General features: G+C 58.1%; 10 protein-coding genes and 1 pseudogene. 8 read left to right on the top strand and 3 right to left on the bottom strand.

Going from position 1 to position 15683, the window contains the following annotated elements; translation table 11 throughout:
* Positions 1-90: 90 nt before the first annotated feature.
* Both JMF85_RS03390 and JMF85_RS28605 read left to right on the top strand, forming a co-directional pair.
* Positions 91-1581, top strand: a pseudogene (locus JMF85_RS03390) (7TM diverse intracellular signaling domain-containing protein); the annotation flags it as partial.
* A gap of 18 nt (positions 1582-1599) precedes the next feature.
* Complete coding sequence (locus JMF85_RS28605; RefSeq protein ID WP_372814200.1) at positions 1600-2091, top strand: sensor histidine kinase; 492 nt, start codon at positions 1600-1602, stop codon at positions 2089-2091.
* Positions 2092-2180: 89 nt separating this feature from the next.
* Here the strand turns inward: JMF85_RS28605 and JMF85_RS03385 are convergent, their stop codons facing one another.
* Positions 2181-3047 carry an AraC family transcriptional regulator gene (locus JMF85_RS03385; RefSeq protein WP_054800279.1) on the bottom strand — a complete coding sequence of 289 codons (867 nt, stop codon included), beginning with the start codon at positions 3045-3047 and terminating at the stop codon, positions 2181-2183.
* A gap of 218 nt (positions 3048-3265) precedes the next feature.
* On the opposite strand from JMF85_RS03385, the gene JMF85_RS03380 reads away from it, so the two are divergent.
* From JMF85_RS03380 to JMF85_RS03365, 4 genes are all read left to right on the top strand, one after another.
* Positions 3266-4438: a galactokinase gene (locus tag JMF85_RS03380; protein WP_201317724.1), complete on the top strand. Its 1173-nt coding sequence runs from the start codon at positions 3266-3268 to the stop codon at positions 4436-4438.
* 19 nt (positions 4439-4457) lie between these two features.
* The gene (gene galE / locus JMF85_RS03375; protein ID WP_127605086.1) at positions 4458-5444 is read left to right on the top strand and encodes a UDP-glucose 4-epimerase GalE; all 987 of its coding nucleotides are present in this window, start codon (positions 4458-4460) and stop codon (positions 5442-5444) included.
* Positions 5445-5601: 157 nt separating this feature from the next.
* Positions 5602-7194 (top strand): UDP-glucose--hexose-1-phosphate uridylyltransferase, encoded by a 1593-nt coding sequence (locus JMF85_RS03370; RefSeq protein ID WP_155614945.1) that lies wholly within the window; start codon positions 5602-5604, stop codon positions 7192-7194.
* Positions 7195-7455: 261 nt separating this feature from the next.
* A complete protein-coding gene (locus tag JMF85_RS03365) occupies positions 7456-9684 on the top strand; it encodes a methyl-accepting chemotaxis protein (RefSeq protein WP_201317723.1) in 2229 nt (742 codons plus the stop codon).
* A gap of 175 nt (positions 9685-9859) precedes the next feature.
* Here the strand turns inward: JMF85_RS03365 and JMF85_RS03360 are convergent, their stop codons facing one another.
* Complete coding sequence (locus JMF85_RS03360; protein WP_201317722.1) at positions 9860-9952, bottom strand: sporulation protein YjcZ; 93 nt, start codon at positions 9950-9952, stop codon at positions 9860-9862.
* 179 nt (positions 9953-10131) lie between these two features.
* Here JMF85_RS03360 and JMF85_RS03355 point away from each other — a divergent pair, with 179 nt between their 5' ends.
* Entirely contained in the window at positions 10132-11238 is a 1107-nt protein-coding gene (locus JMF85_RS03355; RefSeq protein ID WP_201317721.1) for a metallophosphoesterase family protein, read from the top strand.
* Positions 11239-11276: 38 nt separating this feature from the next.
* Here JMF85_RS03355 and JMF85_RS03350 read toward each other — a convergent pair whose 3' ends face one another.
* Complete coding sequence (locus JMF85_RS03350; protein WP_201317720.1) at positions 11277-14213, bottom strand: ATP-binding protein; 2937 nt, start codon at positions 14211-14213, stop codon at positions 11277-11279.
* A 229-nt stretch (positions 14214-14442) separates the two neighbouring features.
* On the opposite strand from JMF85_RS03350, the gene JMF85_RS03345 reads away from it, so the two are divergent.
* Positions 14443-15639, top strand: a complete 1197-nt coding sequence (locus tag JMF85_RS03345; RefSeq protein ID WP_201317719.1) for an EAL domain-containing protein — start codon at positions 14443-14445, stop codon at positions 15637-15639.
* Positions 15640-15683: the final 44 nt, after the last annotated feature.

The raw sequence follows: 15683 nt of genomic DNA, 5'->3' as shown, positions 1-15683 counted from the left end.
TCCAGAAACATCTTTTATTATAAATGGTTTCGGGTGTTTATTTCCATACTTTTGTTTGCCCTGCTCACGTCGGTATCCGGCTATCGGCCTATGGCCGCGTCCAACGAGTATGCGGGACAGGCGAATCGCGGCGAATTATCGCTGAGCGGCTACGACTGGGCAGGCGGGCCGTACGTTCGGCTGGAGGGCGAGTGGGAGTTCTATTGGGGGGCTCTGCTGACGCCTGATCAGCTTCACGCCGGGGAACGGCCGGAGTCTTCTTATATCCGGGTGCCTGGCGCCTGGAACGGTGCAGCCGTGAACGGAGGGAAAGCAAGCGGCAGCGGGTACGGCACGTATAGGCTGATGGTCGCACTGGATGGGCAACCGAGAACGTATGCGTTGAAAATGCCTTATGTCGAAACGGCCTATACCGTATGGGTGAACGGCGAGCTGTTGGGGCAGGTCGGTCAGGTCGGCAAGGATGCGAACGGCTCGCAGCCAAAGTTTTCGCCGCGGACGCTGCTGATCGGCTCCCCGGGTCCGACGCTGGAGCTGGTCGTACAGGTGTCCAATTTCCATTGCTTCAGCGGGGGCATGCAGGATTCCCCTATATTAGGGCTTCCTGAGCGGATCGATGCGGAGCTGCAGACGAATTTGTCGATTGAGACGATCATGGTCGGCGGGCTGCTCGCCATGGGCATTCACTACATGGTGTTGTATCTGCTGCGAAGGAAGGAAAGGGAATCGTTTTATTTCGGATTGTTTTGCCTGCTTGTAGGCATTCGAGCGCCATTCCTGGAGGCAGGCGTCATTTATTACTGGATGCCGAATCTGGATTGGCTCGTCGGGAAGAAGATCGAATCGGTTTGCTTTTTCCTCAGCATTCCGGCGATCGTCATGTTCGTGCACCTGCTCTATCCGCAGGAAGTGAAACGCGCCGCCGTTCGGCTGATGTTCGGACTCGGCATGACGTGCACGGTACTTGTCATCGTACTGCCCGTCCCTTGGATGACCTATATGGTGCCGTATTTCGAGTTGGCGACGATGGTCTCCGGCGTGTATATCGTCTTCTGCTTAGCTGTAGCGCTCTATCGCGGGCGGGAAGGGGCGACCTTCGTTATCCTCGGTACCGCCGCATATATCGCGGCGGTGTCCGTCAAAAAGTGGTTCGATCCTCAATACCTCCATACCGGGGAAGTGGCGTTCATCGGCTTATTCGCCGGCGCGATGCTGGCTTCGTTCGTGCTTAGCGTCCGGTCGACGAAGGCTATCGCCTCGGTGGAGTCGTTGTCCCGGCAGATGCGCGAGATGAACGTGGGCCTGGAGCAGAAGATTCGCGACCGCACGGCTGAGCTGGAACGGATCAACCGCAGCCTGGGGCAGGTGAACGAGGATTTGGCCCGGATGGAGACATCCCGGCGGCATCTGCTCAGCAACATCTCGCACGACCTCGGCACTCCGATGACGCTCATTCAAGGATATGTCGAAGCGTTGATGGACGGTGTCGTACAGCAGGAGCAGCAGCAGAAATATTTGAAGCTGATCCACAACCGCATTACCGGATTGAATCGGCTGATCCAGGATTTGTTCCAGCTGTCGAAGCTTGAAGCGCGTCAGATGGAATTCGACATTCATACGGTCAGCACGGACGAGCTGTTCCGCTTTTTCGACGAGCGGTACGAGCTGGAGTTGGCCGGAGGCGGGCTTCGCTTCGAGACCGCTTCGTATATCCTGCACCCGGGAGACGGCCGGCCGGCACTTGTCAAGGTCGACACCAACCGGATCGATCAGGTGCTGACCAACATCATCTACAACGCGGTGAAGCATACGCCGCAGGGCGGGCTGATCCAGCTGCATTTTATCGTGGACGAGCATTCGCTCGTGGTGCAGGTGCAGGATAACGGAACGGGCATTGCGCCCGAGGATTTGCCGTACATCTTCGACCGTTTCTATAAAAAGGACAAGTCGCGCAATACGTCCGGCGGCGGCAGCGGTCTCGGTCTTGCGATCGCCAAGGAAATCGTCGATTTCCACGGCGGACGCATCTGGGCTCAAAGCCGGCTCGGTCAAGGGGCGTGCATCGCTTTCATGCTGCCGCTGGTCAAGTGAACCGCTTGATCGGCGGCTGCTTCGCGCGGAGGCCCCGGGCGCGCTGATCGGCAGGAAGCGCAGATGTCCGCGATGATCCGGGCCGCCGACTAAAGGAGCGAGCGGCGGTACTCGGAAGGAGACGTCTGGTACTGGCGCTTGAACTGTTTAGAGAAGTGAAGCGGATCTTGGAAGCCTACCGAGGAGGCGATTTGCTCTACGGTGAGCTCGGGCCGCTCGCGCAGCAGGCGGCGCGCTTTGTCAAGCCGCAGACGGAGCAGGAACGTGACGGGGCTGACGCCGGTATGCTCCTTGAACAAGGTGGACAAGTAGGCCCGATTGTAGCCGAGCGTCTCGGCCATCAGCTCGATGGTAATCGGCTCCGCGTATTGGGCCGACAAGTACTGCAGCGCCTGCCGCACCGTTCGTTCGCCGCCTGTCGCCGTGTCCGGGAGACGCGGCTCCGCGGGCTGCAGCGTCTCGGCGAATTCGGCCAGCAGCAGATGCAGGCAGCCCGTGGCTTTCAGTCCAGCCCCGGGGGTCCGCGCCTGGAACGCTTCCTGCGCTTGCTGGAACAAGGCCGCGATGCCGCGGTTGCCGCCCGTCCGCACAATCGGCTGCAGCGAGCTGAGGCCGATCCCGGCAAGCATCCGCGCCGCTTCCGGGCCATCGAAGGCCATCCAGCGATAATGCCACGGGCGATCGTAGTCTGCCATATATTGGATCAGTGTCCCGGGCTCGATCAGGAACGTGTCGCCTGCGCCGAGTTCATGTGTTTGCCCCGCGCACATATATGTTCCGCGCCCGGACAGCACGTGATGAAACAAATAGTAATCGACGACCTTCGGCCCGGGCCTGTGCCCGGGCTTTGTCTGGCTGTTGCCGGCGAATAGGACGACGAGACCGCCGTGTTCCTGAGACGCATTCGGGTTGGATACGACGTAGTAGCTATCGGCGCGTTTGTCGTAAGCGGCCACCGCGATCCCTCCTTCAGGGTAGTCGGACAAGGGCCGACTTCCGATGTCGCCGTAAGTATACCATGGGAATCTAACATTTTTCCATATCCAGCTGACATCATTCCATAGTTTCCCGCGTCCGGCCTGGCTATACTAAAAGCAATGAATGCAAGATTGTATGCCGCGATTCGGCGAAATTTGCACAGCAACCCTATTCTAATCGCCTGAGGTGAGCCGCGATGGCCGATATTGAAGCGTTAAAAGAACGGTTTGTAGCTTTATACGGGGCGGAAAATCCGCACCCGATCCGTGTGTTTCACGCGCCGGGGCGCGTTAATTTGATCGGGGAGCACACCGATTATAACGGAGGGTACGTGTTTCCGGCGGCGCTGACGTTCGGCACGACGATGCTGCTCCGCAAACGGGACGACGAGCTTGTCGGATTCGCCTCGACCAACTTTGAACGACACCAACATATTTCCATTCAATCGCTGGAGAACAACCCGGAGGACGGCTGGATGAACTACCCGAAAGGCGTGATCCGGGAGCTGCAGCAGCGCGGCGTTGCGGTCGGCGGCTACGACATCCTGTTCAGCGGAGCGATTCCGAACGGGGCCGGTCTTTCCTCCTCGGCTTCGATCGAGGTCGTCACGGCTTTCGGTCTGCTGACGATGGAGGGGCAGCCGACGGATCAGGTACAGATCGCCCGGCTCGCTCAGAAGGCGGAGAACGACTTCATCGGCGTGAAGTGCGGCATTATGGACCAATTCGCGGTAGCGATGGGGAAGAAGGATCATGCGGTGCTGTTGATGTGCGATACGCTGGAATATAAGCACGTTCCTTTCCAAAGCGGTGCGTATAGGCTGGTGATCGGCAATACGAATAAAAAGCGCGGGTTGGTCGATTCGGCCTACAACGAGCGCCGTTCGCAGTGCGAGCAAGCGGTGCGCGACCTGCAGGCGAGGTATCCCGAGCTCACGCTGCTCGGACAGCTCACGCTCGCGCAGTTCAACGAAGCGCAGCACTTGATTGCGGACGAAGTTGTGAAGAGGCGCGCCCGCCACGTGGCGGAAGAGATCGATCGCGTGCTGCAATCGATCGAAGTGCTGGAGCGTGGGGATTTGGCGGCGTTCGGCCGACTGATGAACGGTTCCCACGAATCGCTGCGCGATTTGTATGAAGTGACAGGCTTCGAGCTCGACTCGATGGTCGAGGCGGCTTGGCAGGTGCCCGGCGTGCTTGGCGCACGGATGACCGGCGCGGGCTTCGGCGGCTGCACGGTATCGCTGGTCCACGAGGACAGCATTGACCGGTTTATCGATGAAGTAGGCCGTGTGTATGAAGACAAGACCGGTTTGAAAGCCAGCTTTTACGTAGGTGACATCGGGGACGGCGTGAAAGAAATCGAATAAGCAGGAGGCAAAGGGGACCATGGCTGTATTGGTGACAGGCGGCGCGGGCTACATCGGTTCGCATACGGTGGCAGAGCTGCTGGCGAAGAACGAGGAGGTTGTGATCGTCGACAACCTGGAACAGGGCCATCGCGAGGCGGTGCTCGGAGGTAAGCTGTACGTCGGGGATATCCGGGATAAAGACTTCTTGGACACGGTGTTCCGGGAGAACGCGATCGACGCGGTCATTCATTTTGCGGCGAACTCGCTCGTTGGGGAAAGTATGCAGAACCCGGCCAAGTATTATCACAATAACGTATACGGCACTTTGTGTCTGCTGGAGAAGATGAACGAGCACGGCGTGAACAAAATCGTTTTCTCCTCTACGGCGGCGGCCTACGGCGAGCCGGAGAACATTCCGATTCTCGAGACGGACCGCACGCTGCCGACGAACGCTTACGGCGAAACGAAGCTGGCGATGGAGAACATGATGAAGTGGTTTGACGCCGCACACGGCATCAAGTACGTATCGCTGCGTTATTTTAACGCGGCCGGCGCGCATGAAAGCGGGCGGATCGGGGAAGATCACGATCCCGAGACGCATCTGGTGCCGATCATCCTTCAGGTGGCGCTCGGCCAGCGCCCGCACATCTCGGTGTTCGGCGAAGATTACGCGACGCCGGACGGCACGTGCATCCGTGATTATATCCACGTGTCCGATCTTGCAGACGCGCATATCTTGGCGGTGAAGAAGCTGCTCAGGGGCGGCGAGAGCCGCATATACAACCTCGGCAACGGCATAGGCTTCTCGGTCAAGGAAGTGATTGAGATTGCCCGGCAGGTGACCGGCCATCCGATCCCGGCGGTCGTGGAGGCGCGCCGCGCCGGAGATCCGGCGGTGCTTGTGGCCTCGTCCGAACGGACGCGCGAGGAGCTCGGCTGGCGGCCAAAGCGCGACCGGCTGGAGCGCATCATCGCTTCGGCGTGGGCATGGCACCAAAGCCGCCCGACCGGCTACGAGGCGTAGACGTCCGGACGCGGGGAGCGCTGGAAATGCGCCCGGGGGCGGGCAAGCTGTAAACCCGGAAATACCGTGCCGTGCCGGAGTTAATCGGAGCTCCGCTATTTCGCCAGGAGGCCGTGAAGCGATGGGCTTTAAGACTTTACCTAGGGGTGTAGAGCACATGCAAAACGAACGCGAACAAGAGATCGAAGCGCTGCGCCGGAAGGCATCCTGCGATGTGGAACGGCTTCTGCAGTTCGGCCTCCGGCGCAAGCTGCTGGAGCCGCCGGACTTGTATGCGGCGCGCAACGGGCTGCTCGACTTGCTGCGTCTTGACGAGCCGTATGCGGGGGAGCTGCCGGCTGCGCCCGGCGAAGACGTCAGCGAGCTGCTGGAGCCGCTGCTCGACTACGCAGCCGCAGCCGGTATGCTCGAGGACGACAACACGACGCTGCGCGATTTGCTGGACGCCCGCATCATGGGCGTTATCATGCCGCGCCCGTCCGAGCTGATTCATCGCTTCTGGGCAACGGCCGAGCGGGACGGAATCGAGCGCGCGACGGCCGATTTCTACCGGCTGAGCATCGACTCGAACTATATTCGTATGGACCGCATTCGCAGGAATCTGTACTGGCTCGCCTCGACCGATTTCGGCAGCCTGGAAATTACGGTAAACTTGTCCAAGCCGGAGAAGGACCCGAAGGAAATCGCAATGCTCAAAAATGCGAAGCAAAGCCGCTATCCGAAGTGCTTGCTCTGTGTCGAGAACATCGGGTATGCCGGCCGGCTCAATCACCCCGCTCGGCAAAACCTGCGCGTCATTCCGCTTGAGCTGACCGGGGAACCATGGTGTTTTCAATATTCGCCTTACGTCTACTACAACGAACACAGCATCATTTTCGATAAAGAGCATCGTCCGATGATCATCTCGAGGCATACGTTCGAGCGGCTGCTCGATTTCGTGGAGCGGTTCCCGCATTATTTTGTCGGGTCCAATGCGGATTTGCCGATCGTCGGCGGGTCGATCTTGAGCCACGATCACTTTCAGGGCGGGCGGCACCGGTTTCCGATGGAGTTGGCCCCGGTGGAAGAGCGGTTCCGGCATCCGTCCTACGGCGGGGTGAAGCTTGGCGTGGTGAAGTGGCCGATGTCGGTCCTCCGCATATCAAGCCGTGACCGGGTGCAGCTGCTGGAACTGGCCGGTGCGATTCTGGACGCATGGCGCGTTTACAGCGATCCGGACTGTGACATTCTCGCTTTCAGCGATGCGCCGGACGGGACGCGGGTGCCGCACAACACGATTACGCCGATCGCGCGCAACAACGAAGCGGGGGAGTACGAGCTGGACTTGGTGCTTCGCAATAACCGGACCAGCGAAGCGCATCCTGACGGCATTTTCCATCCGCATCGGGAGCTGCACCATATCAAGAAGGAGAACATCGGGCTGATCGAAGTGATGGGGCTCGCCGTACTGCCGGGACGCCTCAAGGACGAGCTTGAGCAAGCGGCGGCTCTATTCACCGGCGAAGCGGAGCTGGATGAGCGGATCCTGGGGGATGAAAGCCATCCGCTGCATAAGCATGCGCCGTGGCTGGCCGAATTGGCGGCGAAATACGGGAAAGGCCTGTCCCGCGGGCAAGCGGAGCAGGCGCTGCGCGAGGAAGTCGGCCGCAAGTTCGAGGCTGTGCTTCGCGACGCGGGCGTGTACAAGTACGGCGAACGGGGCCGGGAAGGGTTCCGACGATTTATTCGGCACCTCGGCTTTGAGGCTTAAACAGCGAAAACAAACAGGGAACAGGACTTGGTCGTGCACGGCAACATGCACCGCCGGGTCCTGTTCTTTGTATGCAGCGGGCTCTTGGTTCCAAGGCACTATGCGTGTAGGGGCGGCAGAGTCAAAGGTCTGGGTAGGGGGGAGAAAACACAAAATTTTATGTATAAATTTCACATATAATGCGACGAAAGTTATATTATTTATGTTATGATATATGACATAAAGAGAAAAGCATTCTAGTTGAGGATTTGGAGGGTGCATATGTTTGATTGGCTTGGTTTTCAAAAAGGGCTTCCGCTTTGGTGGTCGTATCGTCTGAATCGCGGGTTAAAGAAAGATGTCGAGGACATTTTCGAGGGCATCGCTTCTACCCGCAAAGAGTTGTTGATTGATTGGGCTAATGAATATTGGGGACATTTGGACCGCTTGCTTGCTTTGCTGCAGGGTTCCGCAGCGTCGGAGACGCCGCTGTGGCGGCAGCCGGAGCCGGAGCAATGGGAAGGTCACTGCACCTCGATGCGTCAGCGGGCTCCGGATTTTTCTGAAATTTTTCTGTTAAATGATCAAAATGAAGTGGTCTTCTCCACGTATCCGGCACATCGTACCACGGTCTATGGCGAGCAAAGCGTGATTGGTCTGGGGCTCAGTTATGCCGGATCCGGAGTGGAAGGGCGCAAATGCTTATTCGGCCCTTACAGCGACCCGACGACGCTGAAGATCGGACCGAGCACCTCGTCGTTTCACGATGCCATGACCCTGCTGTTTATCGTGCCGATCGTCGAGTCGGGCGTATGGCGAGGCGCCTTGTGCGGACGCGTGCCTAACGACGTGATCGGCGATTTGATTCAACGCGAATCCGGGCACGTGTACCCCGACTCGGGCGATAACTATTTGTTCATGGCTTCCGCCGGGCTGCAGACGCACATCGCTCCCGGCACGGCGCTTTCGCGCAGCCGGTTCGAGGACCGGACGTTTACGCACGGGGAAAATTTGAAGGACGGCGTCACCACGGATTGGGGCCAAGTGACGGTGAAGGAGCATACCGAGCTGGAGCTGCGGTTTACCGATCCGGCGACCGGCGATCTTCATCCCGGCGTAGCGAACACGATTAAGAACGGCAGCAATTTATTCGTTGAATTTCCCGGTTATTCGGACTATCGGCACATTCCGGTTATCGGTAAAGGCGTCACGTTCCGGCTGCCGCATTGCCCGGACCTCTGGGGGATGATGTGCGAAGGCGATTTGGAGGAAGTATACCGGGTTCGGGGCACGAACTGGCGGATGTTCCGTCTTCAACTGCCTTGGATCGTGTCGGGCTGTGTGGCCGCCGCAGGGCTGATCGGTTGGCTGGCGGCAAGCGCGGACGTCCCGTACTGGCTTGCGGGAGCGGCCGCAGGGCTTCTGCAGCTGGCGATCGGTTTGGTGACGGCCTGGGTGATCTATGGCAAAGGAAGCGCGCCGCTTGCGAGGCATTTACATCAGATTCAGCGGTTTATCCGCATGAACGCCGAAGGGAAGGGCGACTTGACGCAGCGTCTGAAGCCGGAGATGTTCCAAGGCGACGAATCCCGGGAGCTGGCCAAGTGGATCAACAACATGATCGACTCGCTCGAGGGGGTCATGCTTCAAGTGAAACGGGCGGCGGCCGACGTGCTGTCGAGCCAGCGGCTGCTGAACGAATCGACGGATACGACGGCGGAATCGACGGATCGAATGAGCGGCAAGATTAATGATATGATCGGCAGCCTTCGCAAGCAGCTGCGCGATATCGACCAAGCAAAAGATGCGGTTGAAGAGATGAAGGAGACGCTGCGCGTCATCGAGGCTAACGCTTCGGGTCAAATCGCCGTCGCGCAGAACGAGGTCGAGCGGATCGGGGACAAGATGGCGCACATTTCCGCCAAGGTCGAAGAGACGAATCGGACGATCTCGACGTTCATGGAAACGACCCAGCAAATTAAAAACGTACTGCAGGTTATTGAGGAAATTTCATCCAGGACGAACCTGCTGGCGTTGAACGCCGCCATTGAAGCCGCCCGCGTCGGCGAGCACGGCAAAGGTTTTGCCGTCGTCGCTACCGAGATCCGCAAGCTGGCCGACTTGACCCGGCGTTCAACGGAAGAAATCCATGAGACGGTACAGCATATTTACACCAATGCGGAGCAGGCGTTTATTTCGATGGGGGAAGGCACCAAGGTGGTGGAAGAAGGGAGTCTGCTCGTGGCGGCCGCTTCCGAGCTGCTGAACAGCGCCTCCAGCAACGATTCGTTGAAAACGCAGGTTATCGACGAAGTGGTGAAGCTGATGGAGCGGATCGCCGAAATCAGCAAAGACAACCGCGTCATCTCCCGGGAAGTCGAGGGGAATGTCCAGGAGCTGATTACGGACACGGTGCAGGTGAAGCTGACGTCCAAACGTGTCGAAGCGATTACGGCGTTCTTGGAGCACCTCGTCAATCAGTTCCGGCTTAACGATACGCGCATCCGCTAGCGCGAAGACATTTACGGCAGCACTAGGCAAAGGCGTCCGGCTCTTATGAGCCGGACGCCTTTTTTGGGGGGGGTCAATCGAGCGCTGCGCAGTAGAGCTCCGTACATCTTCCTGACCGTTGTTGTGGCCGATTAGGTAGAAGGCCCGAGGCCTGTGACGGCCCGAACCGCATTTATCAATATAAAAACGCGCGGCTGACGATGACCAGCAGAATGAAGAGTACCAGAATTACGCCCGTGGAAGTGAAACCGTGACCTACATGTGACATTGTTGTTTCCTCCTTAAGGTGGTTTTGTGCTTTCACACCATACATCTTATGTCGGGGGTGCAGGAGCGGATTGGGCCAATGTCACCGTCCCTGATTTTTCAGCGGATGCCTATAGCGGTTCTAAAAACTGGGGAAATATCGCATATTAGAGGCATATCGATGAAAGGGAGGGATGAGCTGTGAGTTTTCTTGGGAGCTTGCTTCGCGCGGCCGTCTGCGTCTGGCTGTTGGGCGCACAGCCCGCAGCCGGAAGCATGGCGGCCGGCCGCTCAGGCGAGCTTTGGGAGGCTGCGGGGCCGGTTGGGGCTGCGGGCCCGAATGCGCATTCTGCTGCACCCGGATCTCTCACGCCGCCCGCGGCCGGCCGCTCATCGCCGCTGACCTTCGCGGTGCTAAGCGACATTCACGTGCAGAGCTGGGATCGCCAGGCGATCCGGAAATTTGAGCGGGCGCTCGACGACTTGCACGGTGCGGCGCCTGAAGCAGAGGCGCTCGTGCTGAACGGTGATTTGGGCGACGGCGACCCGGAGGACTATAGGACGCTGCAGCGGCTGTTATCCGAACGTCCGCATCCGGGCGAAATTCACTTCACGCTCGGCAATCACGAGTTTTACCGGATGTGGCACGGGGCCAATCGGCAATGGCGGCCGAAAGGATTCCCGAACGGAGAGACGGAAGCGGCGGCCATCGGACGGTTTCTGCGCTTCACCGGCCAACCGAAGGTGTACCGGGAACGGAGCCTGCACGATCGCTTGTTTCTATTCCTGGGTTCGGAGCGATACCGGCTATCCGATCCGTCTTACGGTGAAGATGCGTTCCTTAGCGAGGAGCAGCTTCGTTGGCTGGAGCGGCGGCTGCAGGCGGAGGAGCCTTCCGGACAGCCGATCTTCGTGTTTCTGCATCAACCGCTGCCGAATACGGTAGCCGGAAGCGGACGCGGGCGCGGTGTCGTGCAGCACCGCGAGCTTCGGGACATACTGTCGCGGCATCCGCGGGTGATTGTGTTCTCCGGCCATACGCATGCGGGGCTTGGGCAGTCCGGGACTGTCGTCGCGGACCGGCTATTGTCCGTAGCCGGGTCATCGGTCAGCCGCCCGGAATATGAGGGACCGGCTGAAGCTTCCGGAGGCGCCGACGACCGAAGCGAGGGGCTGGTCGTACGTGTGGAGCAGGACCACGTTGTCATTCGCGGCCGCGATTTCCGGCAGGGGCGTTGGATAACCCGGACGGAGTGCCGCTTTGAGCGAGGCATGTGGCGAGCCGCCGCACCGGACATGCCCAAATAGACGGTACGAACATGCGTACCGTCTATTTGACCTGCGCGTCAAACCGTGCCTTGCTTCAGCGTCGGTTCAATCTGGATATGATCGCTGCCTGTCGTAATCGATTCAATCTCGATGCCGCTCTGGGCCAGCCGGGTGCGAATAAGGCTTTCGTCCTGCGGCGGGAAAATATATGCCGGGCGGCGATCGTTATGAAACATGAGATGCTCGGCGACCTGAAGCAGTTTATTTACGGTAAACGGCTTGCGCAAATATTTCTCCGAATCCTTCTCGTAATAGTCGTGCGGCGGCTCGAGCGCCGTGGAGACGATAACCGGCGTGCGGTGAAACTTGGGATGCCTGTACAGCTCGGTCAGGAAATCCCACCCCGATTGGGGCCCCTTTAAATGAATGTCCACGATGCACAGCCGCGGCGGATATTGATCGACGCGTTCCAGCGCAAGAAGCCCTTCTTCGGCGGAGCGCACGTGAATCGTCGGGATTTGCAGCTTCATCAAAGCGACTTGAATCAGCTTGGCGGCATTGTCATCGTCTTCCAGCAGCAGAATACTGCCTTCGGCATTTCCGACCTGATAAGCGTTCAAGGTAACGGTGAACACGCTGCCCTCTCCCATCGTCGACTCGAAATGGATGGAGCCTTGATGGGCGTCCATAATCTCGCGGACGATAGACAGACCGAGGCCGGTACCGCCGATCTGCCGCCGGTCGGAGTTATCTACGCGGAAAAATTTGGTAAACATGCTGCCCTTCGCTTCTTCCGGTATGCCAAGCCCGTAGTCCTGTACCTCGAAGCTGACGGTACTCCCGTTCTCGCGTATCGTGATGTCAACACGGTTCGCTTGGGGAGAATACTTGACGGCGTTGCTGATCAGATTGTGCGCCACCTGCATCAGCCGGTCGGCGTCGCCCCGCACCCACACCTCCCGTTCGGGTCTGTGCAGCCGGATTTCATGCGTTTGCTCCGCCTTCCATGGCTCGGCGACCTCCCGCAGCAGCGCGCCCAATTCGACGGGAACGAAATGATAGGCCTGTTTGCCGGATTCCATCCGCTGCAAATCCAGGAAGTCGTTAATAAGCGTGGACAAACGGCCCGCTTCCTTGTACACGGTTTGCAAATATTTGCGCTGCTTCTCCGGCGTCAGCTGGCGATGCAGCATAATTTCGATGAAGCCCAGCACGCTGGAAAGCGGCGTTCGCAGTTCATGCGAGACGGTGCTTATAAATTCGTTCTTCATCTCGTCGATTTTCTCTTCCTCCGTACGATCGCGTACGACGAAGAGGAAGCCGGAGTCGGGCCGTTTGGACGAATCGCCCATCTTCGTGGCGTACAATTCGACGTGGCGCATCTGGCCATCGTCGGTCGTATAGAAGAAGCGTTCTGTAATATTATCCGTTCTGCCCCTCAGCAATCCTTCCACGGAAGACAAGATTTGGCCGCTCGTCGGGGTGTCGTTCCAAATTCGAATGGCCGTGACGATGGATTCCCCGACCTCATGCGAGATGTCGAGGAAGTTTTTCATGCGCTGATTAAGAAATAGGATATGACCATGCCTGTCGCACATGATCATGCCTTCGTGCGCGGATTCCAAAATGTTCTCGATCAAGTCGCGCTGCTCCTCGATCATCCGCTTCTCTTGCTGCAGCTGTTCGTTTAATTGCTCCAGCTTCACACTCTGCCGCCGGCGCGCCTCATTCGTTTGCTGCGCCATAAAGGCGAGCCCGAACTGGCGGATTAAGCCCTGAGCGAGGCGTACCTTCTGGTTGGAGGAGGACGTAAGGTAGCCGGTCAACAGCAGAAATCCGAGGCTTTCCTGCCGGTCGTTCAGGAGCGGGAAATAATAATCGGCAGCTTGCCGAATGCCAAGGTGGAACCCGCGTTCCTGCTCGGACACGTTGCGGACCGATTCCAGCATCCGCTTCTCCAGCAGAACGCGCCGAGCGGTGCCGTATAATTCGCTTTGACGCGAAGCGGGAAGGCTGGACGGATAGCCGATGGCGTAAATCGTTTCAAATAAAGGATTGCCCGCCGTATCGCTAGGATTATCGCTGTCGCTGTGGCCGCCTCGAGCTTCGTCCAAAGCCGCTTTATTGACGACGAGCATGGCGGCATCGAGCTGCAGCGTTTCGAGCAGGGCGGGCACGGAGGTGTTCAGGAACGCGTCCAAATGTGTAGCTCCGGTCAGCTTTTCCTGATATCCGGTAATGGCTTCCAGCTCGCGTTCGCGCTCGGACAGCTTCTCCAGCGTCGACTCTTGCTCTTCCTGCTGCGCGATGATTTCCTCGTTCTGCGTCTCCAGGCTCTCCGCCATGAAGCGGTACGTCTCCTCGCTGTGGCGCAGCGCCTTCTCGGCCCGGGCGGCGCGTCTGAAGATAATGACGGAGAGGATGACGGCAATAGCGTCGGCCGCGCCTCCGATCACAAGGATAATGCGCGCCAGACGTTTGGCGTTATGGGCCGATTGATGCGCGTCGAGGGCGATTTGATCGATTTCGTCCATCACCTTACCATGTGCGGCCCGAAACCGGTCCATATACGTCTTGCCGATCGATACGCTCTGTAGAGCGGTGTCTCTCCGGCCGTCTCTTATCAAATCAAGTTGCCCGGCGTAATAATCTTGCAGCTGCCGGATCGACGGAAGCGCCTCGACGGTCATCACAGTATCGAGACGATCGTATTGTTGTTGATAATCGGACAGCGCGCGGAGATCGAGCTCAAGTTGCGCCTTACCGGCATGATAAGGCTCCAAGAACTTGTCGTCGCCCGATATTTCGTACCCGCGCAAGCCCGTCTCCATATGAATGAAGTCGACCAGCAGATGTTCAGCCAGATTGTTCAGGGGAATGACTCCGCTGACGAGGTTCTCCAGCTTGGCTTCGGTATTGGCGGAGGCAATGAAGCTGGATACGCTGACCATCGTAACGAGGCAGACGATGATAGCCGAATAAACAATAGGCATCTTGGAGCGGAGTATATTCATTGCATAACCACCCCTGAGGTAAAATAAAAAGTCATCTCCCATTATTCGACAATTGTACAGCGAATTCCTCTCGGGTAGCGATTGCTTCATTTTGGAGCAACGCGCAGCTCCTGATTGCACGACGGCCGCCGCTGCTTTAGAATTAGTAATCATCATTGCATGTTATATTCTCTATCATAATTTGGTGAAATAAAATAACACATTCAGAGGGTGATGGAGGATGAAGAGTATGATCGACCCGGATCTGCGAGCAACGTTACCTCCTGCTGCCGAAACGTTTCCTTATTTCCAGCCGGTCTTGTCTTTACAGACGCAGCGCATTATCGGATATGAGGCGCTCGGGCGCCGGGTCAGTCCCGGCATAGTACGCAGCCTGGGCCCCTTTTTTCAGAACACGTCGTACAGTGAAGCCGAGCATTTGCGGATCGATCGGATTATTCGGTCGCGGGCTATCGGGCGCATGGCGAATGCGGATTCCGATGCCAAGCTGTTTATCAATCTTAAGCCGTCCTGGATCCATCGCATATACCGGGAGAAGCGAGAGCTGCCGACCTTGCAGATGATGAGGCGTCACGGGCTGGATCCTTCGCGCATCGTGATCGAAATTACGGAGGAGGATTTCACGGGCGGACTCGACGAGCTGTCGGAGATGATCGGGCAGTACCGCGAGGCCGGCTGTCTGATTGCAGTCGATGACATCGGCAGCGGTTACAGCAATTACGATCGGATCGCCAGTGTGAAGCCGCACATTCTGAAAATCGATTTAAAATTGTTGAAAAAAAGCGCCGTAGACCACGGATACAACGCCGTCTTGAACTCATTCTCCATTCTGGCCGCGCAAATGGGCGCTTCGCTGCTCGTGGAGGGGGTGGAAACGAAGGGAGATTTGAATCATGCCCTGCAGGTGGGGGCGCGCTACGTGCAAGGGTATCTGTTCTCGCAGGCTGAGGCGGACCTGCAGCAGGAAGATGCTTACGAAGGGCTGCTTCGGGAGAGTATCGCCGTGTTTACGCATAGCGAGCTGGACCGCCAGCACCGCTTGTTCGCGGCAACGGAAAGGTTGAGCGGCCTGGTGCCGTCTTCCGTAGAAATCCGTTCATCGGCAGACGCCGATGCGCTGATCGGCAAGCTGCTGCCGCACGTCGGTGCGAACGTGGTCCGTATATACATCTGCAAGGAAGAGGGGTTTCAGGTGTCCTCGAACTTCTCGCGCGAAGCGGACGGGAGCTGGAGCCGAGATGTTCGTTATCAAGAATCCAACTGGATCTGGCGGCCGTACTTCATCCCTACCGTGCTGCAAATGAAACACCAACGGCAGGGATGTCTGTCACAGCCTTATACCGATCTTGACAGCTCTCTGACCATGCAGACCTATTCGTGTCCGCTGGGCGGAGCCTGTTATTTGTTTTTTGATTTGACGATTTAACTGGGCGCACCAGGCGAAGGTACAGTCCCGTGCCCGGTCGCTGC

Origin of the sequence: Paenibacillus sp. EPM92 (genome assembly GCF_016586185.1) — a bacterium.
Taxonomy (GTDB): domain Bacteria; phylum Bacillota; class Bacilli; order Paenibacillales; family NBRC-103111; genus Paenibacillus_G; species Paenibacillus_G validus.
Note: the sequence above shows the minus strand (reverse complement) of the source record. Positions and strands in the feature narration are given on the sequence as shown.

Coding starts and splice junctions, on each gene's coding strand:
- JMF85_RS28605 (WP_372814200.1), top strand. CDS start 1,600: ATGGAATTCGACATTCATACGGTCAGCACGGACGAGCTGTTCCGCTTT.
- JMF85_RS03380 (WP_201317724.1), top strand. CDS start 3,266: ATGGCCGATATTGAAGCGTTAAAAGAACGGTTTGTAGCTTTATACGGG.
- galE (WP_127605086.1), top strand. CDS start 4,458: ATGGCTGTATTGGTGACAGGCGGCGCGGGCTACATCGGTTCGCATACG.
- JMF85_RS03370 (WP_155614945.1), top strand. CDS start 5,602: ATGCAAAACGAACGCGAACAAGAGATCGAAGCGCTGCGCCGGAAGGCA.
- JMF85_RS03365 (WP_201317723.1), top strand. CDS start 7,456: ATGTTTGATTGGCTTGGTTTTCAAAAAGGGCTTCCGCTTTGGTGGTCG.
- JMF85_RS03360 (WP_201317722.1), bottom strand. CDS start 9,952: ATGTCACATGTAGGTCACGGTTTCACTTCCACGGGCGTAATTCTGGTA.
- JMF85_RS03350 (WP_201317720.1), bottom strand. CDS start 14,213: ATGAATATACTCCGCTCCAAGATGCCTATTGTTTATTCGGCTATCATC.
- JMF85_RS03345 (WP_201317719.1), top strand. CDS start 14,443: ATGATCGACCCGGATCTGCGAGCAACGTTACCTCCTGCTGCCGAAACG.